Here is a 25,564-nt window from a genome sequence, read left to right as displayed (position 1 = left end):
AGCGGTAAAGCGGTCGAGCAAGCTCGACCCCTACCAAAGCAAAGCGCTTACCGGCGCTTCGCCCACTTATAGAACCGCTTCCAGCCCTGCCGCACGGCGGCCACCCAACCCGGGTCGGCCACCAGTGCGGCCTGCGCGGCACTTGGCGCCTGGCCGGTCACGCGCTGGCGGATCTTCAGCAGGTTCTTCATGTCGCTGCGGCGCATCTGGCGGCTCAGCGGGTTGCGGCGGAGCCAACGCGGGGCCCGCCAGGCCGAGGTGAAGTCCAGCAGCACCGGTACGCCGCTGCTGACCACCACGTTGGTGCCATGCAGGTCGTTGTGGGTGATGCCGGCGGCGTGCAGGCGGCTGAGCGCGTGCTGCAGCTGCTCGAATACTTCATTGCCAACGGCCTGTGCGGTGCTCAGGGTCTGGCCGGGAATGAACTCCATGCCCAGCGCCAGGCCACCGAGGGTGCCGAGCAGCGCGGGGGCATGCTTCCAGCCGCCGAGGCGCTGCAGCATGCGGGCCTCACGGCGCACCATCAGCCGCGCGATCAGTGAAACGGGAGTTCCGCGGTAGCGGGAATAGTCCTTGATGACCGCCTCGCGCCCGTCCAGGCAGGTACGGTAGACGTCGGGGGCCAGGAAGCGTTCGCCGCGCTTGAGCAGCAGCGGGGTGGCGGCGTCATCGCCGCAGGAGGAGGGGGGGAGAGCAGGAAGATACATGTCGGGGTCTCGGACGACCCGGTGGGTGGCGCAAAGCGTCAAGCGAACCGGTGTTACAGGGAGTTACTAAGTTTTCGTTAATTTTAGTACTCGCCAGTTCGCTATTCCACGATTTGTCGGAGAAATGTCGGGGTCGTGGCTGGAACAGTTCGTCGCGCCCAATCGGACAATTCTGTCTCACTTGGCCGGTGGTTCTTTCAGAATCAATAGGTTGCGTTTCGCTCCACTTCGTTCATCCGCGGCCCGCTGAACGTCACGCACGTCCAGCTTGACCCCGACGCACGGCCTGCCGACCATAAGCTGTTAATTCGCGACATCGGCGGCCGCCCCTTCCTGGCACGTCCCCGTCCCCTGCCGCGGTCCCCACCGGTGCTGGCCGTCCGGCCGTGCATCGCCCTGATTCCCGTTCCGGCTGCGGCTGGAGGAAAGTGTTTTGATCATCAAAATCGTCATTGCAGCGCTGTTCGTCGCCTGCGTGCTGTACATCCACTTCCGTGGCAAGGTCCGCGCGCGCTGGTCGCGCCAGCTGCTGGACCACTCCAGTTTCATGGCCCCGATCAACGTGGTCATGTACATGTTCTCGAAGGTGCCGACCACGCCGTTCCTGGACCCGGCCAAGGAATTCCCGCAGCTGGAGCCGCTGCGCCAGAACTGGCAGATGATCCGCGACGAGGCGCTGGCGCTGCGCGATGCACAGAAGATCGCTGCGTCCAGCACGTTCAACGACGCCGGCTTCAACTCGTTCTTCCGCCGTGGCTGGAAGCGCTTCTACCTGAAGTGGTATGGCCCGTCGCATCCGTCGGCGAAGGCGATGTGCCCCAAGACCACCGCGCTGCTGGAGTCGCTGCCGGATGTGCGCGCGGCGATGTTCGCGCAGCTGCCGTCGGGCAGCGAACTGCGCCCGCACCGCGACCCCTTCGCCGGTTCGCTGCGCCTGCACCTGGGCCTGGCCACGCCCAACAACGACGGCTGCTACATCGAAGTGGACGGCATCAAGAAGAGCTGGCGCGACGGCGAGTGGATGATGTTCGACGAGACCTACATCCACCACGCGCACAACGAGACGCCGGATGACCGCGTGATCCTGTTCTGCGACATCGCCCGACCGCTGCGCTTCGGCCTGCCGGGTCTGTTCAACCGCGCGGTGGCGGCCACGCTGCTGGCCGGTGGTGCCTCGCCGAATCTGCCGGGTGACCCGACCGGTGGCGTCAACAAGGCCTTCGGCAGCGTCTACAAGGTGCGCCTGAAGGCCAAGGCACTGCGCGAGCGCAGCGTGGTGGCCTACCAGTTGATCAAGTGGGGCTTGGTGGTGGCGGTGATCGCCGGTATCTGGGCGCTGTGATCGTTACATGCGGTTGCCGGCCAGCGGCCGGCACTACCGCAACATGAAAAAACCCGCGCTGTCGCCAGCGCGGGTTTTTCTTTGGGTAGGTGCCGACCGTGGGTCGGCACGCCTTACTTCAGTGCCGCCTGCACGAACGGCGGGGTCACCAGCACGCCGGTGTGCAGCGCGGCGGTGTAGTACAGGGTGTTGAAGGTCTTGGCGGCCGAGTCGGCCTGGCGGAAGTCGAAGCTGCTGTCGCCCTTGCGCGCCATGGTCACGCTCCACCAGCCGGTGGGGTAGCACGGCTGCGGGAACGGCAGGGTCTTGAACGAGCCGAAGCCGGCCTTGCCCATCTCGGTGCGCATTTCGTTGATCAGGTCCAGCTGCATCAGCGGCGACTCGGACTGCTGCACCAGGATGCCGTCGTCCTTCAGGGCCTTGAAGCAGCTCTCGTAGAAGGCCTTGTTGAACAGGCCTTCGCCGGGGCCGACCGGGTCGGTCGAATCGACGATCACCACGTCCACGCTGCCGGCCGGGCAGTTGGCCATGTAGGCCACGCCGTCGTCGAACAGCAGCTCGGCGCGGGCGTCGTCGTTGGAATCGCACAGTTCCGGGAAGTGCTTGCGCGCCATCACCGTGACCTGCTCGTCGATATCGCACTGGGTCACGCTCTCCACGCCGGTGTGCTTGAGCACTTCGCGCAGGGTGCCGCAGTCGCCGCCACCGATGATCACCACGCGCTTGGGCGCGGCGTGGGTGAACAGCACCGGGTGGCTGATCATCTCGTGGTAGAAGAAGTTGTCCTTGCTGGTCAGCATGATGGCCCCGTCGATGGTCATCAGGTTGCCCCAGTCGGTGGTCTGGAAGATCTCGATCTTCTGGAACGGCGACTGCACCTCGTCCAGCTTGCCGGTGATGCGGTAGCCGATGGCCGAGCCGGTGCGCTCGAAGTGCTCGATGTACCAGTTGTTGCTGTCAGTCATTTGAAAACAGTCCTGTTCGGAGGGGTGAAGCCGGGCTGGCGGGCGGGGCCGCGTGGCACAGATGCCACATCCGGACGGATCGGCCCGTTCAGGTTGGAACCTGTCACGGGCGCGGGCGCGCATGATAACGAACCTGTGGGCATATAGGCGTTATCATGCCCCCCCTTTTATTGCCAACAAGGCCGACTGAAATGACCGATTGGTCCCTCGACCAAGCCCGCAAGACCTACTCGATCCCGCATTGGGCGGACGGTTACTTCGACGTGGATCAGGCCGGGCACATGGTGGTGAGACCGACCGGGGCGGACGGCCCGGTGGTGTCGCTGCCCAAGGTGGTCGACGCGGCGCGTGCGGCCGGCGCCAAGCTGCCGTTGCTGGTGCGCTTCCCGGACATCCTCGGCCAGCGCCTGGGCAAGCTGCAGGCGGCCTTCGGCCAGGCCCAGCAGGACTGGGAATACAGCGGCGGCTACACCGCCGTGTACCCGATCAAGGTCAACCAGACCCGCGGCGTGGCCGGCACCCTGGCCAGCCACCACGGCGAAGGCTTCGGCCTGGAAGCGGGCAGCAAGCCCGAACTGATGGCCGTGCTGGCGCTGTCGCGCCCGGGCGGCCTGATCGTCTGCAACGGCTACAAGGACCGCGAGTACATCCGCCTGGCCCTGATCGGCCGCAAGCTGGGCCTGCAGACCTTCATCGTCATCGAGAAGCCTTCCGAACTGAAGCTGGTGCTGGAAGAGTCCAAGGCGCTGGATGTGAAGCCGGGCCTGGGCGTGCGCATGCGCCTGGCCTCGCTGGGCGCCGGCAAGTGGCAGAACAGCGGTGGCGACAAGGCCAAGTTCGGCCTGTCGCCGCGCCAGCTGCTGGACCTGTGGAAGTCGCTGCGTGACACCGAGTATGCCGACTGCCTGAACCTGCTGCACTTCCACATGGGCTCGCAGATCTCCAACGTGCGCGACATCGCCAACGGCATGCGCGAAGCCACCCGCTACTTCGTGGAGCTGTCGCGCCTGGGCGCGAAGATCACCCACGTCGATGTGGGCGGTGGCCTGGGCGTGGACTATGAAGGCACCCGTTCGCGCAGCTTCTGCTCGATCAACTACGGCCTGCATTCCTACGCCAGCAACATCGTGCAGCCGCTGGCCAATGCCTGCGAAGAGTTCGGCCTGACTCCGCCGCGCATCGTTACCGAGTGCGGCCGCGCGATGACCGCGCACCACGCGGTGCTGATCGCCAATGTCTCGGAAGTGGAAGAGGCGCAGGAAGGCCGCGTGCCGGACCAACACGACGACGAGCCGGCCGCGATCCGCCACCTGCGCGAGATCCACGACGAGCTGGACGTGCGCCCGGCGGTGGAGCTGTTCCAGGAAGCACAGCACTTCCACGCCGAAGGCCTGGCCAGCTACGCGCTGGGCCAGATCGACCTGCCGCAGCGTGCGCGCATCGACGATCTGTTCTACGCCATCGCCCATGGCGTGCGTGCGCGCCTGAGCTACGACGAGAAGAGCCATCGCCCGGTGCTGGACGAACTGAACGAGCGCCTGGTCGACAAGTACTTCGTCAACTTCAGCGTGTTCGAATCGATCCCGGACGTGTGGGCGATCGACCAGGTGTTCCCGATCGTGCCGATCGAGCGCCTGGACGAAACCCCGGACCGTCGCGGCATCATCGCCGACATGACCTGCGACTCGGACGGCATGGTGGAAACCTATGTCGAGAACGAGAGCCTGGACAGCTCGCTGCCGCTGCACAAGATGAAGCCGGGCGAGAGCTACCGCATCGGCTTCTTCATGGTCGGCGCCTACCAGGAAATCCTGGGCGACATCCACAACCTGTTCGGCGATACCGACGCGGTGGAAGTGCTGGCCGATGCCGATGGCTATGCCATCACCCAGCAGCGCCGCGGCGACACCACCGACGTGATGCTGGATTACGTGGGTTACCGCCTGGACGAACTGCGTGCGACCTATGCGCAGCGCGTGGCCGAGGCGCAGCTGTCGCCGGAAAGTGCGCAGGAGCTGTCGGAGGCGCTGGAAGCCGGCCTGACCGGTTACACCTACCTGTCCGACGAACCGCTGGTCTGAGGTCAACGGTAACGCCGGGCATGGCCCGGCGCTACCGGTCCCGATGAGCGCGCGCGCGATCTTCCACCTGTTCCTGCATGCCGCCGTGCCAGCCCTGCTGGCATGGCTGTTCTGGCGCAAGCGCTTCGCCTCGGCGTGGCTGCTGATGCTGCTGGGCTGGATCATCGACCTGGATCATCTGCTGGCTGATCCGATCTATGCACCGAACCGCTGCAGCATCGGGTTCCATCCGCTGCACACCGCACCGGCCATCGCGGTCTATGCGGGGCTGTGCGTGCCGAAGAAAACGCGGTTGTTCGGCATCGGATTGATGATCCACATCGTGCTGGACGCGATTGATTGCTGGTGGATGCACCACCGTTGATGCTGGGTGCGTGTCGACCAAGGTCGACACCTACCGGGGGCGCGATGGCCGACGGAACTGATGCACTGCTTTGGTAGATGCCGACCTTGGTCGGCGCTTTTGATGCGTGTCGACCAAGGTCGACACCTACCGGGTGCACGGCGACCGGTCGGGTTGGCGCTTGGTAGAGCCGGCCGCTGGCCGGCTTCCGCAGGGGGTTCCCGTTGATCACGTGGTTGCCGGCCAGCGGCCGGCACTACCCGCCGTTGGGTTGGCCAAGGTCGACACCTACCGGATGCACGATGGCCGACGGAACCGATGCACTGCTTTGGTAGATGCCGACCTTGGTCGGCGCTTTTGATGCGTGTCGACCAAGGTCGACACCTACCGGGTCCACGGCGAACGGCGTTCCCGGTGATCACGTGGTTGCCGGCCAGCGGCCGGCACTACCCGCCGTTGGGTTGGCCAAGGTCGACACCTACCGGGTGCACGATGGCCGACGGAACCGATGCACTGCTTTGGTAGATGCCGACCTTGGTCGGCGCTTTTGATGCGTGTCGACCAAGGTCGACACCTACCGGGTGCACGGCGAACGGCGTTCCCGGTGATCACGTGGTTGCCGGCCAGCGGCCGGCACTACCCGCCGTCAGGTTGGTCGCCTCACGCCACCGGCAACCACAACGTGGCCCGCAATCCCGGCTGTGCATTTTCCAGCGCCAACCGCCCGCCATAGCTGGCAGCGATATCACCCACAATCGCCAACCCCAGCCCACTGCTGCCCTCGCGCTCATCCAGGCGCACGCCACGCTGGGTGACCTGTTCCAGCGCGTCTGCAGCCAGCCCGGGGCCGTCGTCGCGTACCTCAATGCGCAACTGCCCTTCGCTGGTGTCTGCAGTGACGTCCACCCGCTGCTTCGCCCACTTGCCGGCGTTGTCCAGCAGATTGCCCAGCATTTCCTCCAGGTCCGCACCGGCACCGGCGAACTGCAGCGCCGGATCGATACCAGCCGCCGTGAACATGATGCCACGTTCGCCATGCACGCGTGCCATCAGCCGGCACATCGCCTGTGCGACGGCCGCCACGTCGGTGCGCTGGCGATGGTCGGCAGCCAGTCCTGCAGCCAGGTAACGGTCGACACTGGCCTGCATACGCGCACTCTGCTCGCGTACGGTGGCGCGCCAGTCCGCGCCGTCGCCGTCGGCCTCGGTGGCCAGCACGCTCAGCGGGGTTTTCAGCGCATGCGCCAGATCCTGTGCACTGGTGCGCGCGCGCGCGACCATGCGTTGCTGATGCTCCAGCAGCGCGTTGAGCTCCTCGCCCAGCGGTGCGACCTCCGCACCCAGCCCCTGTGTATCGATGCGCTGCGCGTCGCCGCGCCGCACCCGTTCCAGCTGTGCACCGAGGCGATGCAATGGACGCAATCCGAAGTGCACCTGGCTGGCCAGCACCGCCAGCCACGCCGCGACCAACACACCCAGCGCGATGGCAGTACGCTGGCGGAACGCGGCAACGTCTGCATCCAGCGCGCTGCGATCGGTGGCAACCACGGCCACGAACGGTTCGTTGGCGCGTGGCAGGCGCACCTGCTGCACGCGTGCACGCAGGGATTGCTGCAGCGGTCCAGCCAGATTGCGGGTGGCCGCTCCCATGGCCGTGGCAGGCAGCGTTTCATCCCACAGCGAGCGCGATTGCAGCAGCACACGGCCATCGGCACCGGCGATCTGCCAGTAAGCACCTGAGAACACGCGCTGGAAGCGTGCGTCATTCGGTTCCTGGCGCAGGCGCAGCTGTCCGTCCGCATCCACTTCGGCCTGCGCCAGCAGGGTCAGCATGTCCTGCTGCAGTTCATGGTCGAAGCGATCGCGCGCGCTGCGCTTGAACAGCTCGCCCAGCAGTGCACTGGCCAGCAGCGAGACCAGCAGCAGGCCGACACCGCCAGCCAGCAGCAGGCGCCGTCGCAGCGAGGGTTGCCGGCTCACGGCGCGGCCAGCCGCCAGCCCTGGCCGCGCACGGTCTGGATCAGGTCGCTGCCGAGCTTGCGGCGCACGCGTCCGAGCAGCACGTCCAGTGCGTTGGAATCCGGGTCATGGCCGCCGTCGAACACCTGTTCGCCCAGCCGATCCCGGCCGATCACCTGCCCGCTGTGGTGGATGAAATAGCTGAGCAGGCGGAACTCCTGCGGACTGAGGGGCAGCGCCTGCCCATCCAGCTCGAAGCGGCCGGCGTTGACGTCCAGCTGCAGCGGGCCGCAGTGCAGGCGCGGGCTGGCGTGGCCGTGGCTACGGCGGATCAGGGCGCGCAGGCGCAGCACCAGTTCGTCGGCCTGGAAGGGTTTGGTGAGGTAATCGTCGGCGCCGGCGTCGAAGCCGGCCAGCTTGTCGTGCCAGCGCCCGCGCGCGGTCAGCACCAGCACCGGAAAACTCCGGCCGTTGCCGCGCCAGCGCTCGATCACGCTCAGTCCATCCAAGCCGGGCAGACCGAGGTCGACGATGGCCGCCTGCAGATCTTCGATCTGGCCGATCTCCTCGGCCTGGCGGCCGTCGGCGACCACGTGCACCACGTAGCCGGCCTGCTCCAGCAGGGGCACCAGGCGCTGTGCCAGCGCGGCATCGTCTTCGGCCAACAGGATGCGCATCAGTCGTCGAGCTCCGTCTTCAGCAGCTTTCCGCTGCGCGCATCATAGTCCAGCTCCACTACCACGCCGTCGCCGCGCAGGACCTCCACTTCGTAGACGCCGTCGTCCAGCTCCACTTCCAGCAGCTGGCCCGGAAAGCGCTTGAGCGTATCGCGCACCACGCTTTCCAGCGGCACGTAGCGGCCCTGCTGCACGGCGCGGCGCGCGACCTGCTGCGCCGGGTCCTGTGCTGGCGCGGCGGCGGTCGGGGCGCTGGCCAGGGCCAGCAGCAGGGGCAGGGTGGAGAGCATCGGGGCGCGGGGAGGACTGTAGGACCAGGCGTGAGTGTGGAGGGGCTGACTAACAGCTGGCTAACAGTGCCGGCTAAGGAGCTGTTAACCACGGGGTGCATTGTGGCGTTGCCGGGATGGTCCGGCCACGAACACGAACAGGAGAACCCCCATGTTGAAGTCGCTCACCCTCGCCACTGTTGCTCTGCTGGCCATCGCACCGGCCGCACAGGCTGCACCGCTGGGCATGGCCCAGGTCGAACAGACCCTGCGCAAGGCCGGCTACACCCAGATCCACGAGATCGAACGCGATGATGGCCTGTGGGAGGCTGACGTGAGCCGCGCCGATGGCCGCTTCAGCGAGGTCTACGTTGACCCCAAGACCGGCGAGATCTTCGACGAGCACAGCGGTCGCGCGCTGTTGACCACCGAGCAGGTGCTGGCACGGGCACAGGCGCATGGCCTGCGCGAGATCCATTCGCTGGAACGCGATGGTGCGACCTGGTCGCTGGAAGCCCGCAATGCCCGCAACCAGAAGGTGGACGTGCGCCTGAGCGGCTATGACGGCCGCATCCTGCACAGCGAGCGCGATGGCTGGCTGGATTGATTCGCGTGCCGGTAGGTGCCGGCCGCTGGACGGCACACGGGGAGAAAGCGTGTCGACCAAGGTCGACACCTACCGGACACGTGCAGCGTTAGCGGCCGACCCTGGTCGGCCCAGGCCCGACGCGGCGCTTACCAACCAAACGGCGGCGGGTAATCCCAATAGCCCGGGCCGCGGCCGTAGTAGCCGCCGTACGGGCCGAAGAAGCCCGGGCCCTTGCCTTCGCTCACGTGGATGTTGACGTTGACCCCGTGGGTCTTGCCCTCATCGGTGGTGTAGTTCTTGCTCAGGTTCAGCGTGGCGGCGTTGTAGTGGCTGTTGCCACCGTTCTTGGAATAGCCGATGCCGGTGGTGAAGCTGCCGGACACTTTGACCTTGTCGTCGGTGACGTCGGCTATCTTCGCGTCGTCGTGCACGCGCGGGCCGCTCTTGTCACCGTAGTACGTGCCCGGCGGGTCCTGCTGCAGGGCCGGGTCGTTGAGGTAGCGCATCGGCGCCTGCGGCAGCGTCAGGTCCAGGCCGGCGGCCTGCGGCGCGGTGGCGCCAGCGGCGGACTGGGCCAGCACGGTTCCCGGCAGGGCCAGGCACAGCAGCAGGGTCAGGGGGCGGATCATGACGGCGCTCCAGCGGACAGGTGGCCACGCAACACGCGGCGGTACAGGCCGACGCTAGCAGGGGTTGCTTGAATGATGCCTGTCGGCGCCGGATTGGGGTAGAGCCAGGCCATGCCTGGCTGCACGTCACAGCCGCCCGAACCCGAACAGCCCTTCCAGCGCATGCCTGCGCCGCTCGATCCGGGCCCGCAGCATCTGGGCGCCGATCATCGAATAGGTGATGCCGTTGCCGCCGTAGGCCATGGCGAAATGCACCCGTGGCCCCCACTGATCGTGCGGGCCGAAGAACGGCAGTCCGTCGGCGGTTTCGGCGAAGGTGCCGGCCCAGGAGAAGGCGGGCACCGGATCCAGCCGCGGGAACCAATGCAGCAGCTGTTTCATCAACTTGTCGGCCTTGCGCTCTACGCGCCTATCGCGGCGGGCGGGGATGTCGATGGCGTCGTCCAGCCCGCCCACGAGCAGGCGGCGATCGCCGGTGGCGCGCAGGTAGAGGTACGGGCGTGCGCTCTCCCACACCATCGTGTTGCGCAGGCGGCCCAGCACGTCCGCATCGATCGGGTCGGTGATGAAGGCGTAGCTGCTGCGGTTACGTGCGACGCGCTGCTGCAGCCACGTCTGGTTGGCGTAGCCCATTGCCAGCACCACATGGCGGGCGTGAATCGTGGCGCCGCCCTCGGTGAGGGCGGTTACCCCGCGCGCGCTGGGCGTGAGCGTGTGCAGTACCGTACGGTCATGCACATTGCCGCCGCGCCGGCGCACGCGCTGCAGCAGCGCATAGGTCAGGCGATAGGGATCGACCCGCGCCGCCTGGCGCGTGAGCAGGGCACCGCCGGCGTCCACGTCGAAGCGCTCCCGCAGTGCCTCCGGGCCCAGCCAGCGGGCATCCAGACCGATGCCGCGCCGTGCCTCACCTTCGGCCATCAGGCGCGGCACGTCGCGATGGCGGCTGGCCAAGTACAGGCTGTCCATGCGCTGGAAATCAACGTCTTTCAGGCCGCGAGCCACGTCGCCCAGGGCCGGAATCGCCTCGGCACACGCCCGATAGGCAAGCGCGGCGGCGTCCTGACCATGGCGCTGCGCCAGTTCCAGCAGATGGGTATCGATCTCGTACTGCAGCAACGCGGTGCTGGCAGCGGTGCTGCCCCAGCCGATATCGCGCTGCTCGATCACTGCCACGTCGTGGCCATGCCGGGACAGTTCGTCGGCAATCAGCGCACCGGTGATGCCGCCGCCGACCACCAGCACGTCGCAGCGCAGATCCTTTTCCAATGGCGGAAACGCCTGGATCAATCCATTGCGTATCGCCCACCAGGGGTAACCGCTCTTCAGGTCCATGGCCGTGTGCTGCTCAGGCCGTGGGCTGGCCGGTATGCGGGGTCTGGATCAGTTCGGACAGATCGAAGCCCTGCAGGCGGGCGGCCGCCAGATAATGGTCCTGCACGGTAGCGTCCAGCTGCGGTTCGCGGGCCAGCAGCCACAGGTACTTGCGATCGGGGCTGCCGACCAGTGCCACGCTGTAGTCCGGCGCGACCTGGATCACCCAGTAGTCGCCCTTGGCGAACGGCAGCCAGCGCAGGCCCTTGGGCAGGAAGCTCACCTCCAGGCGCGCGCTGTCGTTGTCGACGGCGCAGGCCTCGCCGGTGGCTTCCTCGACCTCGCCGTCCATACGGCAGCGGTTGGTGACGCCGACGTTACCGTTGTCGAGCAGGGTGTAGTGCGCCGACACGTCGGTGCAGCCTTCCGGTTCATGGCGCATCGGCAGGCGTGCGATCTCGTACCAGGTGCCCAGGTAGCGGGGCAGCTTGAGGTCGGCGACGGTTTTCAGCGGCGGGTGCTCGGTCATCGGCAGTCGTGGCAGGGGTGGGCCTCCACGATGCCGATGGCCTTGCCATGGGCGGGTGAAGCCGGGGCGATGGCCGTGTCCAGAACGTTCCGTCGCCCCGGCGGAGCGCCCGTTGTCACCGGCGTGGCGGTATCCTGCTGCCAGCGCCGTGTTTTCCTGATCCAACCGAGGTGGAGGTGCCGATGTACCAGGTGATCCTGTTGAAGAGTGAATCCGCGTTCGCACGCGAACAGTGGCCGCAGGTCGATGACCTGGTCGACTACGAAGGCGTGGCCTACAGCCTGCGTGCCGGCCCGCGCCAGCCGCTGCCGACCGACCACGACTGGCACCCGGTGGCGGTGTATGCGCCCGATGAGATCACCGAGGAAGAGTTCCAGGACTGGTACGCGCTGCAGCAGCCGGCCGTGGAAGAGCTGCGGCTGAAGTACTGATGCTCGACGTTGCCAGGGCCGCCCATCCGCCCTTGACCGCCTCTGCCGTATAGTCGCGCGCAGGCGCGGTGGTCCGCGCGAACCGGTGTGGCTGGCTTGTCTTCTTTCCTGCGATCGATCCGTGCACGGGGCCCTTGGCTGGCCCTGCTGCTGTGCAGCGCCTTCCTGCTGTCCGCGCCGGTGCTGGCGCAGGATGATGCGCCCACGCCGAAGCAGCAGCTGGCAGATATCGATGCGAAGCTGAAGGAGGTCGACCGCAAGCGTGGTGATGCGGCTGCCATCGAGACGCTGGCGATGCTGTCCGAGAATGCCTCGCAGGTACGGCGTGACGCCGAGGCGCTGGAAAAGGAGCTGCAGCCACAGCTCGTCCGCCTCGACGAACAACTGGCGCAGCTGGGCACGCCTGCCGAGGGCACCACCGAGCCGCCCGAACTGGCGGCGCAACGGCGCAGCATCAACAAACAACGCGACGGCCTGGCCGCGTCCGTAGCACAGGCCAAGACCAGTGCCGTGCGTGCCCAGCAGCTGGCAGCCGACATCGACCAGCAGCGCACTGCGCAACGCGCCGAAGACATGGGGAAGAAGGTCGCCTCGCCGTTGTCGCCGGCACTGTGGAGCAAGGTTGCCGAACGCCTGCCGATCGATATCGCACGCGTCGCGCCGTTGGCAGAGCAGGCGCGCGAAACCTTCGTCGCCGGCATGCGGGTCAATGGCTGGGGCACGCCGTTGCTGGGCCTGGTGGCCGCGCTGGTGATGATGTTCCCGCTGCGGCTGTGGCTGCGCAGGCTGGGGCGGCGCTTTGCGGAGTCCGAGCGCGCGCCGGACGGTCGCCTGCGCCGTTCCGGCCTGGCCATGTGGCTGCTGCTGGTGGGCACGCTGCTGCCCGGCTATGCCGTGGTTGTGCTGATGGCAGCGCTTGATGCGATCGATGCCATCGCGCCGCGCCTGCAGGTGGTGGCCGACGGGCTGGAGACCGCAACGTTCCGCGCTGCGTTCATTGCGGCACTCAGCGCCTGCATGCTGGTTCCCAAGCGGCCGTCGTGGCGGTTGCTGAATCTGGATGACACTGCCGCGCTCAAGCTGCGCAAGTACGCGTGGGGCGCGGCGGCGCTTGCCTGGCTGAGCACGGTGCTGGTGGCCCTCGATCAGGCCACGCGTACCAGCGACGTCACCACGGTGGCGTTGGATGGCCTGATTGCGCTGACCTATCTCGGCCTGATCATGGCCATGCTGGTGACGCTGGCGCGCCTGCATCGCCGGCAGACCGCCGAGGCCGAGGCCAAGCTGGAGGCGCAGGCGGATGGCGTGGGCGCGGCCACACCGGTGCGCCGCAGCAGCTGGCTGGTATTGGCACGCGTGGCGGGCAACGTCGCGGTAGTAGCGGCCATCATCGCCACCCTGCTGGGCTACCTGAACTTCGCCAAGTTCGTGAACCAGCAGCTGATCGGCGGCAGCATCGTGGTGCTGGCGGCGACCCTGCTGTTCAAATTCGTCGATGACCTGAGCACGTGGATGCTCAACGCCGACAGCAAAGTGGGCCAGACCATCCTGCTCAGTACCGGCCTGAGCGTGTCGCGGCTGGAGCAGGCCGGCGTGCTGCTCTCTGCAGCCCTGCGCACCATCGTCGTGCTGATCACATTGCTGGCGCTGGTGGCACCGTTTGGCAACATCGGCGCGGTGGTGGAACGCTTCTCTTCGCTGCTCACCACGGGCATTCCGTTGGGTGGAACCACCCTGAAGCCGATGCAGATTGTGCTGGCGGTTGTGGTGCTGCTGGCCGGCCTGGCGATCACCCAGCTGGTGCAGCGCTGGCTGACCGATACCTACCTGCCCAAGACCGAACTGGACCTGGGGGCGCGCAACTCGGTCAGTACCGTCGCCCGCTACGTCGGCATCATCCTCGCCGTGATCTGGGCGTTGACGGCGATGGGGCTGGAGCTGACCAAGCTGGCGCTGCTCGTCAGTGCGTTGTCAGTGGGTATTGGTTTCGGCTTGCAGGTGATCACACAGAACTTCGTCTCCGGCCTGATCCTGCTGGCCGAGCGTCCGGTGAAGATCGGCGACTGGGTGAAGCTGGGCGACCAAGAGGGCGACATCCGCCGCATCAGCCTGCGCTCGACCGAGATCCAGGTGGGCGACAAGTCCACCCTGATCGTGCCCAACTCCGAGCTGGTCACCAAGACCGTGCGCAACATGACGATGGGCAACAACCAGGGCCGCATCCAGATCCAGTTCGCGGTGCCGCCCAGCACCGATGTCGGCAGCCTGCGTCAGGCGCTGCTGGATGCGTACACCGCGCACACCAACGTGCTGAAGCAGCCGGCCCCGACGGTCTACATCGACAGCATTGCCGGTGGCCAGATCACCATCAACAGCTTCGCGTACGTGGCCAGCCCGCGGCAGGTGTATGCGACCCGCAGCGATCTGTACTTCAGCCTGCTGCAGATACTGGCGGAGCGGAATATTCCGCTGTCGACCCCGACCGATATCCACATCACCCGCGATCCGCAGGAGTAGGGGGTGTTCTGCAGGGCTGCGCCCTGCACCCGCCGAAGCAACGTCAACCGCAAGAGCATCAGCAAAAGCAAAAGCATGCATTCCGTGGGATGGCGGGGTGGGTCCGGTTGCGGGGGGCGCTGCAAGTCCCCCTTCCGGGGCCCGGCCCAGCCGCTGGCGGCTGTGCGTTCGGGCGCTTGCGAAGCAGTGCTTCGCAAGCAAAGCGCCCTCACCCATGTAAGCTCGGTCGCCGCATCCATGCGGCTCACGCCCCCGCAACCGGACCCACCCCGCCTTCGACAGATTTCCGCGATCTGTTGGAAATGCTCTTGGGTCAGATCCGTTTTCCTCCGGAAAACGGATCTGACCCAAGATTGATTTCGATATCTGACAGAAGTGTCGACCAAGGTCGACACCTACCGACAGCCACAGGAATCTGTCAAAGGTGGGGCGGTGGCGGAGTGCGGGGTGTCAGCCGCATGGGCCCGAGGCATGCCTCGGGCGGGTTGGGCAGGACGCCCAACCCCGGTCTTGCCGTGTGCGCAGGACTGCGCACACGAGCAAGCGGCTGCCAAGCCTACAGGGACGTACTTGCGGCGTCCCCGCACTCCGCCACCGCCCCGCCAAACCACGGAATGCCCGCTGTTGCTGTTGCTTCTGAGGTTGCCGGCCAGCGGCCGGCACTACCACGGGTGCAGGGCGCAGCCCTGCAAAGAACCCTATCCTCGTGGTCGGCTGCGCGAGGGCACCAGTGCGAACGTATCCACCGCCAGCTTCTCGGCATGGTTCAACCACGCGCGGATCTCCAGATCATCCACTTCGTGGTCCAGCCCGAACGACACGTTGATCTTGCCGTTGGCATCGGGCTGCACCCACTGTTGCGCCAGCACCACCTTGCGTTGTGAGGACACCGCCTCGATCCAGAAGCCGCGATCCGGGCGCGTGCTTGCCACCAGCTGCAGCATGTACTGGCCGGCACGGGTACGGCGGCCCTTCTGCGTAATCATGTGCGCCTGGCGCACGCTCGGGCGCGGGCCCTGGAACGCATCCAGCGGTGCATCCACGGCGATGCCGCCACGCAGGTCGTTGTCGCGGTACAGCTTGATGCCGTTGTCGCGGTTGACCAGCAGGGCGCACCAGTCACCGTCGGCCGAGCCATCCTCGAACGCGGTGCAACGGTCGACGTAGGCCAGGGTGTTGTCCGGACTGGCATCATCGAACTGGCGCGAGGTGTTTTCCAGGTACACGGACTTCAGACTCCAGTCCTTGTCGTACTCCAGCAGCACCGGCGGCTGCACGTGCTGCAGGCCGACCACCACCTGGTCATCGCCGTCGATCTTCAGTTCGCGGGTCGGTTCGCCCAGCCACAGCGAACGGGCGAACGCCAGGTACTGCGGGTAATCGCGGCCGCCATCGCGCTGGGTGGCCACGCTGGCGCTGGGTGCGCGCTGGGTATCGATCAGCGAACGGCCGAAGCCCATCGTCTTCAGGTTCGGGTCCAGCAGGCTGAGCAGGGTCGCACCGGAATCCAGCGTGGTGCCGGCGTCGGCGCTGAGCTGCTGCGGGGCAATGCCTTCCCCCAGGAACAGCAGCAGGTTCTCGCGCTTCTGCTGGGTCAGAATGTGGGTCAGATCGTTGGGCATCGCCAGGTGGTCGGAGGCGATCACGATCAGCGTGTCCTTGCCGTACGGGCTGGCCTGGATGCGTTGCACCAGCTGCGAAATCAGCCGGTCGCTGCACTTGAGCGCGTTGAGCATGTTGATGTTGCCGTACTGGCTCTGGTAGCGCTCGCCCTTGCACGACACCGGCAGGTGGCCCGCCGGATGGTGGGTATCCATGGTCAGCGTGGTCAGCATGAACGGTGAGCCGGCGCGCGAGAGCTGTTCAAAGCGCTGGTAGGCGGTGTCCAGCAGCACGTCGTCGTGCACGCCCCAGGCCGAGTAGTGGATGCGACCGATCTTCTTCTGCTGCTTGAACCACGCCAGGTCGTGCACTTCGTCGAAGCCGTGGCTGGCCAGGAACTGGCCCTTGCCGGCGAACTGGCCGTTGGCGCCACCCAGGTAATGGTTGGTGTAGCCCTGCTGCTTCAGGTAATCGCCCAGGCACACGGCCTTGGGCAGGAAGCTGCCCATGCGGTCCATGCTGTTCTCATCGCCCTGCGAGGTGGTCAGCGGCACGCCGCACATCGACGACACCAGGCCGGCGATGGTCCAGCCGCTGCCCTCGGCCGAGGCCAGGTTGCGCACGTCCAGTGACTCGGACGCCAGGCGGTTGAGGTTGGGCATCAGGCCGGGAAACACGGCCTCGTCCAGGTAAGTGCGTTCCAGGCTCTCGCCGTAGATCCAGACGATGTTGCGCGGGCGCTGCAGCGGCTGCGTCGGCACCTGGTATTCGGGTGCGATGCGGGCGAAGTCGACCGGGCGCAGCTGCTGGTACAGGCGCTGGCCGTCGCGGGCCAGCGGACTGATCAGGATCGTGGCCACCCACACGGCCGCGAAACCGGCGAACAACGCGCCACCGTGGCCGGGCCGGCGCCAGCGCTTCACCCGCGTGGCGAACAGCGGCAGCAGCGAGACCAGCGCCAGCACGATGAAGCCGGCGATATAGCCCTTGAAGTCGGAGACACCGGCGCCTTCCATGTCGGCGCCGAGGTGGTACAGGGTGGCGGCATTGAGCCCATCACCGGACAGCTTGTCGATCAGCCACCACGCGCTGAGCATGAGAAGCAGCAGCGAGAATGCACCAGCCTTCCACCACACCCACTTGTCGGACGCGAGGAACAACCAGCACAGCAGCAACAACGACAGCAGCAGTATCCAGAGCATAGGCAGCTTCGGCAGTGACGGGGTGGTGGTGATGGACGTCGTACCGACGCGTGTCCATCCGACCGACGCTGCCACAAGCACATGCACATGACAGGCCGATGACCCGATAGTGCATGCACGAACCTGACTGAAATGTTTGTTGAAAGAACACGCGCGCAATCGCGCTCAGAAGGTAAAACGAGCGTGAAGGGCTTCGTTGGATTACATTAAAAACCGCATGAATACGGCGGTTTTCGCTGATGCGCTAGCGATGCCCGCGTTCTTCGCGTGCCCGCGCACGACGGTCGAACAGCAATGCACTGGTCACGATGCCAAGGCCGAGCACCACGCCGATGAACAGCAGAATCAGCGCAATGAGCGGGTAGCCGAACAGGTGCCAGCCGGTGTCGATCTTCATCATCATTGCCGCAGCCATGATCAATGCGGCACTGATGATGCCGGCAGCCACGCGGTTGGCGATCTTCTGCAGGTTCTCCATCAACCGCGATTCTTCCAGGCCGGTCACCTTCATCTGCAGGCGGTTCTCGGCCAGCAGCGCCATGATGTCCGACAGCTTGCGCGGCCCATCGCGCAGCAGCTGCTGCAGCTCCATCGCCTCGCTGGCGAGGTTGGCGGCAGACAGCGATTTCTTCAGACGCGCACGCATCACGTGCTGCAGCTGGCGCTCAACGATGCGGCGGGTTTCCAGCTCGGGTGCCAGCAGCCGGCACACGGTTTCCAGATTGAGCAGGGCCTTGCCCAGCAGGCTCAGTTCCGGCGGCGTGCGCAGGCCGCAGGCGGTGGCGATGCGCACCATGTCCAGCACCACGCGGCCTTCCGAGAAGCTGCCACTGGCGGCGTAGCGCGCGATCAGCTGGCCGGTCTCGCGCAGGTAGCGTTCTTCGTCGAACGCCTCCAGCCGCGTGCTGATGCTGATCAGGTCGTCGGCCACTTCTTCGCCGCGGCCATCGACCGCGGCGAACAGGATCTTCAGCAGGCGCTCGCGCAGGCGCGGCGGCATGTGCGCGACCATGCCCAGGTCGAAGATCGCCAGCCGTCCATCTGGCATCACCCGCAGGTTGCCCGGGTGCGGGTCGGCATGGATCTCGCCATGCACGAAGATCTGGTCCAGGTAGCCGCGGATCAGCGCCGCCGCCAGAGGATCCATCGATTGCTCGGTGCGGCGCACATCGGGAATCGCATCCACGCGCACGCCGGTGGCCAGTTCCATGGTCAGCACGCGCTGGCTGCTGTAATCCCACAGCGGCTGTGGAATCCACAGGCGCCGGAATGGCTTCAGGTGCCGGCCGAAACGGGCCAGGTTCTCGGCCTCGGCGTGGTAGTCCAGCTCCTGCATCAGGGTCTTGGCGAACTCGTTGAGCCAGTCGCGCAGGCGCACGCGACGGCCCACCTGGGTCAGGTGGTCGGCGGCCAGCGCGAAGCTGCGCAGTGCCTCCAGGTCCGAGCGCAGCTGCGCGGCGACCTCGGGTTTCTGCACCTTCACCGCCACCTGGCGGCCATCGTGCAGCACCGCGCGATGCACCTGCGCGATCGAGGCACAGCCCAATGGCTCGGGATCGAACGCGGCGAACAGCTTGTTCACCGGCGCGCCCAGCTCCTGTTCGACGATGGCATGGATGCGCTCGACCGGAATCTCGGCCACCTTTTCCTGCATGCGCTCCAGCGCCGTGGCGAACTCCACCGGCACCATGTCCGGGCGGGTGGACAGCATCTGGCCCAGCTTGACGAAGGTCGGCCCCAAGGCCTCCAGGTCGCTGACGAACTGTTCCGGGTTGCCATCGGCGGGGACGTCGGCCTGGTTGCTGGCGGCATCCAGGTTCATGCCCGAGAACACGCCCGAATGGCGGTAGCGCATCAGCAGGCGCAGGATCTGGCTGCGCCGGTTCATGCCCTTGACCAGCGGGGGATTGCCATTGGGGGTGGGCGGATTGCTCAAGCGGAACTCCCATGCGACGAATACAGGTAGTGCCGGCCGCTGGCCGGCAATGTCCGGATTCCGCAGTGTCGCCGGGGGGCGGTAGGCATGCGGTGAACCCGATCTCTTCCGCAGCCCACGCCGGATCGGTCAGAATCCGCTCATTCCCTCACTTGGACGCCCCATGGCCGGTGCCAGCCTGTTCGCCCTGCTCGACGATATCGCCTCCCTGCTGGACGACGTCTCGGTCCTGACCAAGGTTGCGGCGAAGAAGACCGCCGGTGTGCTCGGCGACGACCTGGCGCTGAACGCGCAGCAGGTCACCGGAGTCAACGCCAACCGCGAACTGCCGGTGGTGTGGGCGGTGGCCAAGGGCTCGCTGGTCAACAAGGTGATCCTGGTACCGGCGGCGCTGGCGATCAGTGCGCTGGAAGCCTGGCTGAACAGCCGTGGCTGGAACGTGCCGCTGATCGTGCCATTGATGATGATCGGCGGTGCCTTCCTCTGCTTCGAGGGCGTGGAGAAGCTGGCGCATCGCTTCCTGCATTCGGCTGACGACGATGCCGAGCATCAGGCCGAGCGGCGCAAGGCGCTGGCCGATACCCAGGTGGACATGGTGGCGTGGGAGAAGGACAAGGTAAAAGGCGCGATCCGCACCGACTTCATCCTCTCGGCCGAGATCATCGTGTTGACCCTGGGCGTGGTCGCCACCGCACCGTTCACCAACCAGGTGGTCACCCTGGCCGTGGTTGCACTGGCGATGACGGTCTTCGTCTATGGGCTGGTCGCGGGCATCGTGAAGCTTGATGACGTCGGCCTGTACCTGTCGCGCAAGGGTGGGGCTGTGGCCGCCTTCGGTCGCGGCCTGGTGGCCTCGGCGCCGTGGCTGATGAAGTTCCTGTCGGTGGCCGGCACCATCGCCATGTTCCTGGTCGGTGGCGGCATCCTGGTGCACAACGTGCCGGCGCTGCACCACGCGGTGCAGGCGCTGGGCGGCGAAGGGCAGTGGGGCTGGCTGATCAGCGCTGCGGCCAACATGGTGGTGGGCATCATCGCCGGCGCCATCGTGCTGGCGGCGGTGACCGGGTTCCAGAAGCTGCGCGGTAAGTAAGCGGCGGCCCATTGCCCGGTGGAGGCCGACCTTGGTCGGCGCATTGTTCCGGCGTGAGCCAACCAAGGTTGGCACCTACCGAAGCGCTGTCCTTGGCGTTGGTAGAGGCCGACTTTGGTCTGCGCTTTGTTCCGGCGTGAGCCAACCAAGGTTGGCACCTACCGAAGCGATGTCCTTGGCGTTGGTAGAGGCCGACCTTGGTCGGCGCTTTGTTCCGGCGTGTGCCCACCAAGGTTGGCACCTACCAAAGCGCTGTCCCTTGCGTTGGTAGAGGCCGACTTTGGTCGGCGCTTTGTTCCGGCGTGAGCCAACCAAGGTTGGCACCTACCAAAGCGCTGTCCCTTGCGTTGGTAGAGGCCGACCTTGGTCGGCGCTTTGTTTCTGCTCGTGCCAACCAAGGTTGGCACCTACTGAAGCGGTTTGCGGTGGGCCGGACGATCAACCCGCCTGCACCCGGTTCTTGCCCTGCCGCTTGGCCGCATACAGCGCGTCATCGGCGCGCCGCAGCAGGGTCTCGGTATCGTCGCCGGGCTGCCATTGCGCCAGCCCGGCACTGAAATGCACCGGCACGCGCCGGTCCTGCACGGTCAGCACGCGGTGTGCCAGTGAACGCTGCAGGCGCTGCACGGTGGCCATGCTGTCGGCGCCCTGGGTCTCCGGCAGCACCAGCACGAACTCGTCGCCACCCAGCCGCGCGATGCCATCGGTGGCGCGCAGCAGCAGCTTGCAGACGGCCACCAGGTGCTGCAGCAGTGCATCGCCACCGGCATGGCCATGTGCATCGTTGGTCTGGTGGAAATCATCCAGGTCGATCACCGCCACGCCCAGCGGCGAGTTGTTGCGCGCAGCACGCGCCAGCTCGCGCTGCAGCAGTTCGTCCAGGCCACGGCGGTTCAGCGCCTGGGTCAGTGGATCGATGCGCGCCAGGTCACCGGCGGCGCGCAGTTCCTGCTCCAGCTCGGCAATGCGTTGCTCTGCACGTTCCACTTCCTGCCGCGCGTTGGCCAGGTGATCGCGGGCCTGCGCGGCCTGCTGCTGCACCTTGCCGGTGTCGCGCATCACGTCCTGCAGCAACTGGTTGAGGTCGGCGATGCTACGCGCCTCGCGCAGCTGCAGTGCGTAGCTGCCGATGCGGTCGTGGTATTCGCCGGTGCTGGTGGCCATGCCATCCATGCGCTCGATGAACTCGCCCATCAACCCGCGCATCGCCGCCTTCGAATCGTCGATGCCCTGGCGCAGCAGGCCCTGCTTGTAGATCACTTCGCGCAGTTCGGCGCGGGTGCGCTCGACCGCCTCAGCTTCCAACGGCCCGTCCAGCAGCTGGCGTACTGCGGCGATCTGGCCCTGCAGCCAGCTGCGGTCATCCAGCAGCTCGCTCACGTTCTCCAGCAGCAGCGCGAACAGCTCAAGCAGCAGCGCCTGCTGCTCCTGCCAGCTCTCGGCACGCACGCCGACCTGGTGGCCGAGTTCGCGCACGCCCTGTTCGATCGGTTCCAGTGCCGTGCCCGGTTGCCACTGGCGCAGGCGCGTGGCCAATGCCTGTGCCTGCTCGCGCAGGTCCGGATCGTGCTGCAGCAGGGCCACCACCGCGCCGCCCAGCAGCAGGCGCAGCTGCTCGGACAGGCGCAGGCTTTCCGGCTGCCCATCCGGCGAATGCTGTTCGATGGTGCGGATGTACTTGTCGATCAGCTGCCGCATCGCGCGCCCATAGCGCGGCCAATCGGCGCTGGCCTGCGCCGACTGCAGGCGGTCGCCCATGTCGCCCAGTTCGCCGGGCAGGGTGGCCATGCCATTGGCGAACGCGGCCAGCAGCGGCTCCGGTGCGTCGGCCCCGGCGAACAGCTGCTGCAGGGCCACGCCACCGCCACCCTGCAGCACCACGCGGTCGCCCAGCCCATCGTCCACCACCGCGCGCACGCGTGCCGGTGGCCCAAGGGCGGTACCGGGGGCAGGGCGGTGGTCGGGCTGGTCCGTCATGGAGCAAATCCTGGGGCTGGCAGGGACTGGTTCCAGCATATCGGCGCGGCCGCCGACGGCTTGAACGGCTAGGATGGGCGACAGGATGCCGCAGTGGAGGTGGTGATGCGCGTGATGTTGCTGGGGGCGACCGGGCTGGTCGGTGGGCTGACCCTGTCCAGGCTGCTGGACGACCCGCGCTGCAGCGCCGTGATCGCGCCGACCCGCCGCCCGTTGGCTGTGGCCTACGCCAAGCTGGAGAATCCAGTGCTGGCCTTCGATGCGTTGCCTGGCGCGCCCGAGTGGGCACGCGTGGACGCGGTCATCTGTGCGCTCGGCAGCACCATCGCCCAGGCCGGCAGCCGTGAGGCCTTCCATCGCATCGATCATGACTACCCGCTGGCGTTCGCCCGGCTGGCGCAGGCGCAAGGTGCGCAGACCTATGTGCTGAATTCCGCAGCCGGTGCCAACCCACAGTCGTCGATCTTCTACAGCCGGGTGAAGGGTGAGCTGGAGCGTGACCTGCGCGCGCTGGGCTTCAACTCGTTGACCTTGGTCCGCCCCGGGCTGATCGGCGGCGAGCGCACCGAGGTGCGACGTGGCGAGCGCCTGGCCCTGACGGTGCTCGGCGCGCTGGGGCCGGTGTTGCCACGGGCGTGGCGGATCAACCCGGCCAGCGAAATCGCCAAGGCACTGGTCGAGGCTGCGCTGGCCCCGCAACCGGGTGAGCATGTGGTGGCATCGAGCGCGCTGGTCGGCTGATGTCGCGTGCGCTGCGCCTGACCCAGCTTCAACAGCTGCTGCGCCGCCATCGACGCCCGGTGTCCGGGCAGGTGCTGGCCGAAGCGCTCGGCATCAGCTTGCGCACGCTGTACCGCGATATCGAGACGCTACGCGAACAGGGGGCTGACCTGCGGGGTGAGGCTGGCGTCGGCTACCAGCTGGCACCGAGCGATACCCTGCCGCCGATGACCCTGCCACCCGCGGAGATCGATGCATTGGTGCTGGGCCTGCGCTGGGTTGCGGCGCGCACCGAGCCAGCGTTGGCCGAGGCCGCACGTGACGCTCTGGCGCGTATCGCGCATGTGCTGCCTGCCGCGCGCCGCGAAGCGCTGCGTGACAGTGGCCTGCGCGTGGGCCCTTCGCGCGCTGCGGCCAAGATGCCGGCGGCACGCCTGCAGGCCGTGCGTGAGGCTGTGGGTTCACAGCGGCGCCTGAAGTTCGGCTACCAGGATGCGCAGGGCCAGCGCAGCGAGCGCATTGTCTGGCCGTTCGCGCTGGGCTACTTCGACGAAGTGCCGATGCTGGCGGCGTGGTGCGAGAGCCGCGAGGACTTCCGCCATTTCCGGCTGGACCGCATCCGCCAGATGCGCGTGCTGGAGGATCGCTACCTCGTGCCGCGCGCCACCCTGCTGCGGCGCTGGCAGAAGGCACAGGGCATCGCACCGGACTGGCTGGACCGTTCGTAGGGTCGAGCTTGCTCGACTGCTTTCGGGCTTCGCTTCCTGCTTCTGGGGGAGGGGGCCTTCGCTCTTCGCTCCTGGTAGAGGTCGAGCTTGCTCGACCGCCTTTGATCTTCGCGAACAGCAGTCGAGCAAGCTCGACATCTACCAGAGCAACGGCAACAGCAGTCGAGCAAGCTCGACATCTACCAGAGCAACGGCAACAGCAGTCGAGCAAGCTCGACCTCTACCAGGGCAAGGGCAACAGCGGTCGAGCACGCTCGACGCTACTGACAGAATCTGTCAGCAGGGCCGTACCACCATGATTGCTCCCAACAACGGAGCTTCCCCATGTTCACGCCCAGCACCCTGCTGCAGTACGTGCGCGACGTCGCCACCAGCGCCACGTTCTACAGCGGCATTCTCGGCAAGCCACCGGTCGAGCAGTCGCCCGGTTTCGCCCTGTTCCTGCTCGGCGATGGCGCCGCACTGGGCCTGTGGCAACGCGATGACGTGCAGCCACCGGTATCCGCACAGGCCGGTGCCGCCGAACTGGCGATGGTGGTCGCCAACCCGGAGGCCGTGCAGCAGATGCACGATGCGTGGCACGCACTCGGCGTGCAGATCCTGCAGGCGCCGGTGACCTTGGAATTCGGCCACACTTTTGTCGGGGCAGACCCGGATGGCCACCGTCTGCGTGTGTACAGCCGTGCCGAGGGCATGGTCGCGCGGAACTGATCAAGGGAGGGGGCCGGCACTTGCTGGCTCCTGGACCTACCCTTGCTTCTGTGCTGCGTCGACGACGATTGAGAATATCTCGTCGTCTTCCGAATCCCATTCAACGGCCAGCTGGGCCAGCTCTGCGACCACGTCGCGGCCTGGATTGCATCGCCTGAGCTCTTTGATGAACTGTCGGACCTGGCGTGGCGTTAATTCACTGCCCGGATAGTTGAAGAGATTGAGCGCAGCATCTGAAGAGACGTCCAATAGGTCGGGTGCGAGGATGGAATACGCTTTGATGTAGCGGGAGAGCGGAATATCCGACAGGAAGTTCTCTGCTGCACACATGATCGACGCGTCATGTGGCGGGTTCCGGAGGAATTCCCTCATGACCGCAAGGACGACTTCTACTGACGGTGGTTTTGTCAGTGGCCTGTAGAAGTGGTTGGCGTATGCACGGTCACCTTCGTGGGTGACCGCAGCATCCGATAGCGTTGCGAGCATCGTAATCCAGACGTCAGCGTCCAGCGGCGTAGCCGGCTCGGCGTGTCCTTGTTGATCGGCATTGGGGATGATCGCCCGGACGATGGACTCGCCGTTGCGCCATGACTGCAGACGGGAGTCGATAATTGCGTACACCTGATCCTGCTTGTCCCACATGACGTCCGGCGAGGGCATGGCGTCTTGAGGGAACAATGAGAAGACGTCCGACAAGTAGGGTGCGGCCATGCAGAAGTAGCGAACGGTGAACTCCAGCAATTCCGGGTCGAATGCAGCGCCGGGGATTTCGTCCTGGAAGGCAGCTTCGATGCATGCCAAGGTATCTGCCGGCGAGGGTGCGGCGGCCACCGTAGAGCCGACCGATGCGTCGAGGAACGCGCGATTTCGAGCGAGCCAGCGCAGGAAGATGATGCTGAGGACCCAGTTCGCGTCCGACGGATCCTCATCCCTCGTCAACCGTAAGAAGAATGGAGAGGCGCGGAAAAAATCATCGCCCGCCTTCAGGAATTCTTCGAGTGTGGGTGGTGTCTCGAACATGGAAATTCGACGTCTGCAGAGAGGCTCAATGCTATCGAGCTACTCTTGGGAATCCATGCAACTATTCTCAAAATGCTCCCTTGCGCTCTCGCCCGACCGTCGGAGAGCCCAGTAGATCCACGTCCATGTGTAGATGGGGCACGACGGAGCAGGCACAAAAAAACGCCGGGCAGTGCCCGGCGTTTCTCCACTTCATGTGCTAACCAAGGTTGGCACCCACCAATCA

22 protein-coding genes are annotated in these 25,564 nt (G+C 66.3%); 10 read left to right on the top strand and 12 right to left on the bottom strand.

All coding sequences use genetic code 11. The features are described 5' to 3' along the window. Positions 1-47: 47 nt before the first annotated feature. Positions 48-707 (bottom strand): RIO1 family regulatory kinase/ATPase domain-containing protein, encoded by a 660-nt coding sequence (locus MG068_RS19560; protein WP_032127129.1) that lies wholly within the window; start codon positions 705-707, stop codon positions 48-50. Positions 708-1,143: 436 nt separating this feature from the next. Here MG068_RS19560 and MG068_RS19555 point away from each other — a divergent pair, with 436 nt between their 5' ends. Continuing rightward, positions 1,144-2,049: an aspartyl/asparaginyl beta-hydroxylase domain-containing protein gene (locus MG068_RS19555; RefSeq protein WP_024957655.1), complete on the top strand. Its 906-nt coding sequence runs from the start codon at positions 1,144-1,146 to the stop codon at positions 2,047-2,049. A gap of 113 nt (positions 2,050-2,162) precedes the next feature. Here the strand turns inward: MG068_RS19555 and speE are convergent, their stop codons facing one another. Continuing rightward, positions 2,163-3,014, bottom strand: coding sequence for a polyamine aminopropyltransferase (gene speE, locus MG068_RS19550; protein WP_032127130.1), 852 nt, complete (start codon positions 3,012-3,014; stop codon positions 2,163-2,165). Between the two features lie 191 nt (positions 3,015-3,205). Between speE and speA the strand changes: the two genes are divergently transcribed. Together speA and MG068_RS19540 are read left to right on the top strand one after the other, a co-directional pair. Next, on the top strand, positions 3,206-5,095 hold the full coding sequence (gene speA, locus MG068_RS19545; RefSeq protein ID WP_132810936.1) for an arginine decarboxylase: 1,890 nt from the start codon (positions 3,206-3,208) through the stop codon (positions 5,093-5,095). Positions 5,096-5,138: 43 nt separating this feature from the next. Further along, a complete protein-coding gene (locus tag MG068_RS19540) occupies positions 5,139-5,459 on the top strand; it encodes a DUF6122 family protein (protein ID WP_006474656.1) in 321 nt (106 codons plus the stop codon). Between the two features lie 639 nt (positions 5,460-6,098). Here the strand turns inward: MG068_RS19540 and MG068_RS19530 are convergent. The 3 genes from MG068_RS19530 to MG068_RS19520 are packed head-to-tail and all read right to left on the bottom strand — an operon-like array spanning position 6,099 to position 8,364. Continuing rightward, entirely contained in the window at positions 6,099-7,418 is a 1,320-nt protein-coding gene (locus tag MG068_RS19530) for a sensor histidine kinase (RefSeq protein ID WP_132810934.1), read from the bottom strand. Continuing rightward, on the bottom strand, positions 7,415-8,074 hold the full coding sequence (locus MG068_RS19525) for a response regulator transcription factor (RefSeq protein WP_132810933.1): 660 nt from the start codon (positions 8,072-8,074) through the stop codon (positions 7,415-7,417). Before MG068_RS19525 ends, MG068_RS19530 begins: the two co-directional genes overlap by 4 nt. After that, entirely contained in the window at positions 8,074-8,364 is a 291-nt protein-coding gene (locus MG068_RS19520) for a PepSY domain-containing protein (RefSeq protein ID WP_132810932.1), read from the bottom strand. The genes MG068_RS19525 and MG068_RS19520 overlap by 1 nt, the downstream gene beginning before the upstream one ends. 151 nt (positions 8,365-8,515) lie before the next feature. On the opposite strand from MG068_RS19520, the gene MG068_RS19515 reads away from it, so the two are divergent. Continuing rightward, positions 8,516-8,950 carry a PepSY domain-containing protein gene (locus MG068_RS19515; protein ID WP_032127132.1) on the top strand — a complete coding sequence of 145 codons (435 nt, stop codon included), beginning with the start codon at positions 8,516-8,518 and terminating at the stop codon, positions 8,948-8,950. 128 nt (positions 8,951-9,078) lie between these two features. Here MG068_RS19515 and MG068_RS19510 read toward each other — a convergent pair whose 3' ends face one another. The 3 genes from MG068_RS19510 to MG068_RS19500 form a co-directional block, all read right to left on the bottom strand. Then, positions 9,079-9,561 carry a hypothetical protein gene (locus MG068_RS19510; protein WP_005411364.1) on the bottom strand — a complete coding sequence of 161 codons (483 nt, stop codon included), beginning with the start codon at positions 9,559-9,561 and terminating at the stop codon, positions 9,079-9,081. A gap of 126 nt (positions 9,562-9,687) precedes the next feature. Next, entirely contained in the window at positions 9,688-10,896 is a 1,209-nt protein-coding gene (locus MG068_RS19505) for an NAD(P)/FAD-dependent oxidoreductase (RefSeq protein ID WP_132810931.1), read from the bottom strand. A 13-nt stretch (positions 10,897-10,909) separates the two neighbouring features. Beyond that, the gene (locus MG068_RS19500) at positions 10,910-11,404 is read right to left on the bottom strand and encodes a lipocalin family protein (RefSeq protein ID WP_049400797.1); all 495 of its coding nucleotides are present in this window, start codon (positions 11,402-11,404) and stop codon (positions 10,910-10,912) included. 182 nt (positions 11,405-11,586) lie between these two features. Here MG068_RS19500 and MG068_RS19495 point away from each other — a divergent pair, with 182 nt between their 5' ends. Then, on the top strand, positions 11,587-11,835 hold the full coding sequence (locus MG068_RS19495; protein WP_049422925.1) for a hypothetical protein: 249 nt from the start codon (positions 11,587-11,589) through the stop codon (positions 11,833-11,835). Between the two features lie 87 nt (positions 11,836-11,922). Next, positions 11,923-14,352, top strand: coding sequence for a DUF3772 domain-containing protein (locus MG068_RS19490; RefSeq protein WP_132810930.1), 2,430 nt, complete (start codon positions 11,923-11,925; stop codon positions 14,350-14,352). 698 nt (positions 14,353-15,050) lie between these two features. Here the strand turns inward: MG068_RS19490 and MG068_RS19480 are convergent. Next, positions 15,051-17,156, bottom strand: a complete 2,106-nt coding sequence (locus MG068_RS19480; RefSeq protein ID WP_132810929.1) for a phosphoglycerol transferase I — start codon at positions 17,154-17,156, stop codon at positions 15,051-15,053. A 244-nt stretch (positions 17,157-17,400) separates the two neighbouring features. Beyond that, positions 17,401-19,092, bottom strand: coding sequence for an ABC1 kinase family protein (locus tag MG068_RS19475; protein ID WP_132810928.1), 1,692 nt, complete (start codon positions 19,090-19,092; stop codon positions 17,401-17,403). A 163-nt stretch (positions 19,093-19,255) separates the two neighbouring features. On the opposite strand from MG068_RS19475, the gene MG068_RS19470 reads away from it, so the two are divergent. Beyond that, on the top strand, positions 19,256-20,182 hold the full coding sequence (locus MG068_RS19470) for a DUF808 domain-containing protein (protein ID WP_107431906.1): 927 nt from the start codon (positions 19,256-19,258) through the stop codon (positions 20,180-20,182). Positions 20,183-20,620: 438 nt separating this feature from the next. On the opposite strand, the gene MG068_RS19465 is transcribed toward MG068_RS19470, so the two are convergent. Continuing rightward, positions 20,621-22,159, bottom strand: coding sequence for a GGDEF domain-containing protein (locus MG068_RS19465; RefSeq protein WP_014038768.1), 1,539 nt, complete (start codon positions 22,157-22,159; stop codon positions 20,621-20,623). Between the two features lie 105 nt (positions 22,160-22,264). Between MG068_RS19465 and MG068_RS19460 the strand changes: the two genes are divergently transcribed. The 3 genes from MG068_RS19460 to MG068_RS19450 all read left to right on the top strand — a co-directional run bounded on the left by MG068_RS19460 (position 22,265) and on the right by MG068_RS19450 (position 24,318). After that, the gene (locus tag MG068_RS19460) at positions 22,265-22,900 is read left to right on the top strand and encodes a Rossmann-fold NAD(P)-binding domain-containing protein (RefSeq protein ID WP_180845052.1); all 636 of its coding nucleotides are present in this window, start codon (positions 22,265-22,267) and stop codon (positions 22,898-22,900) included. Beyond that, a complete protein-coding gene (locus MG068_RS19455) occupies positions 22,900-23,607 on the top strand; it encodes a helix-turn-helix transcriptional regulator (RefSeq protein WP_132810926.1) in 708 nt (235 codons plus the stop codon). The genes MG068_RS19460 and MG068_RS19455 overlap by 1 nt, the downstream gene beginning before the upstream one ends. A 324-nt stretch (positions 23,608-23,931) precedes the next feature. Next, positions 23,932-24,318, top strand: a complete 387-nt coding sequence (locus tag MG068_RS19450; protein WP_088027661.1) for a VOC family protein — start codon at positions 23,932-23,934, stop codon at positions 24,316-24,318. Between the two features lie 36 nt (positions 24,319-24,354). Here the strand turns inward: MG068_RS19450 and MG068_RS19445 are convergent, their stop codons facing one another. Beyond that, positions 24,355-25,338, bottom strand: coding sequence for a hypothetical protein (locus tag MG068_RS19445; RefSeq protein ID WP_240792097.1), 984 nt, complete (start codon positions 25,336-25,338; stop codon positions 24,355-24,357). Between the last annotated feature and the right edge of the window lie 226 nt (positions 25,339-25,564).

It is taken from the genome of Stenotrophomonas sp. ASS1, assembly GCF_004346925.1.
In the GTDB taxonomy this organism is placed as follows: domain Bacteria; phylum Pseudomonadota; class Gammaproteobacteria; order Xanthomonadales; family Xanthomonadaceae; genus Stenotrophomonas; species Stenotrophomonas maltophilia_A.
Note: the sequence above shows the minus strand (reverse complement) of the source record. Positions and strands in the feature narration are given on the sequence as shown.

Excerpts from the sequence above, each read along its gene's own strand:
- MG068_RS19560 (WP_032127129.1), bottom strand. The coding sequence starts at position 707 with ATGTATCTTCCTGCTCTCCCCCCCTCCTCCTGCGGCGATGACGCCGCC.
- speE (WP_032127130.1), bottom strand. The coding sequence starts at position 3,014 with ATGACTGACAGCAACAACTGGTACATCGAGCACTTCGAGCGCACCGGC.
- speA (WP_132810936.1), top strand. The coding sequence starts at position 3,206 with ATGACCGATTGGTCCCTCGACCAAGCCCGCAAGACCTACTCGATCCCG.
- MG068_RS19540 (WP_006474656.1), top strand. The coding sequence starts at position 5,139 with ATGAGCGCGCGCGCGATCTTCCACCTGTTCCTGCATGCCGCCGTGCCA.
- MG068_RS19525 (WP_132810933.1), bottom strand. The coding sequence starts at position 8,074 with ATGCGCATCCTGTTGGCCGAAGACGATGCCGCGCTGGCACAGCGCCTG.
- MG068_RS19520 (WP_132810932.1), bottom strand. The coding sequence starts at position 8,364 with ATGCTCTCCACCCTGCCCCTGCTGCTGGCCCTGGCCAGCGCCCCGACC.
- MG068_RS19515 (WP_032127132.1), top strand. The coding sequence starts at position 8,516 with ATGTTGAAGTCGCTCACCCTCGCCACTGTTGCTCTGCTGGCCATCGCA.
- MG068_RS19510 (WP_005411364.1), bottom strand. The coding sequence starts at position 9,561 with ATGATCCGCCCCCTGACCCTGCTGCTGTGCCTGGCCCTGCCGGGAACC.
- MG068_RS19505 (WP_132810931.1), bottom strand. The coding sequence starts at position 10,896 with ATGGACCTGAAGAGCGGTTACCCCTGGTGGGCGATACGCAATGGATTG.
- MG068_RS19500 (WP_049400797.1), bottom strand. The coding sequence starts at position 11,404 with ATGACCGAGCACCCGCCGCTGAAAACCGTCGCCGACCTCAAGCTGCCC.
- MG068_RS19495 (WP_049422925.1), top strand. The coding sequence starts at position 11,587 with ATGTACCAGGTGATCCTGTTGAAGAGTGAATCCGCGTTCGCACGCGAA.
- MG068_RS19480 (WP_132810929.1), bottom strand. The coding sequence starts at position 17,156 with ATGCTCTGGATACTGCTGCTGTCGTTGTTGCTGCTGTGCTGGTTGTTC.
- MG068_RS19470 (WP_107431906.1), top strand. The coding sequence starts at position 19,256 with ATGGCCGGTGCCAGCCTGTTCGCCCTGCTCGACGATATCGCCTCCCTG.
- MG068_RS19465 (WP_014038768.1), bottom strand. The coding sequence starts at position 22,159 with ATGACGGACCAGCCCGACCACCGCCCTGCCCCCGGTACCGCCCTTGGG.
- MG068_RS19460 (WP_180845052.1), top strand. The coding sequence starts at position 22,265 with ATGCGCGTGATGTTGCTGGGGGCGACCGGGCTGGTCGGTGGGCTGACC.
- MG068_RS19455 (WP_132810926.1), top strand. The coding sequence starts at position 22,900 with ATGTCGCGTGCGCTGCGCCTGACCCAGCTTCAACAGCTGCTGCGCCGC.
- MG068_RS19450 (WP_088027661.1), top strand. The coding sequence starts at position 23,932 with ATGTTCACGCCCAGCACCCTGCTGCAGTACGTGCGCGACGTCGCCACC.
- MG068_RS19445 (WP_240792097.1), bottom strand. The coding sequence starts at position 25,338 with ATGTTCGAGACACCACCCACACTCGAAGAATTCCTGAAGGCGGGCGAT.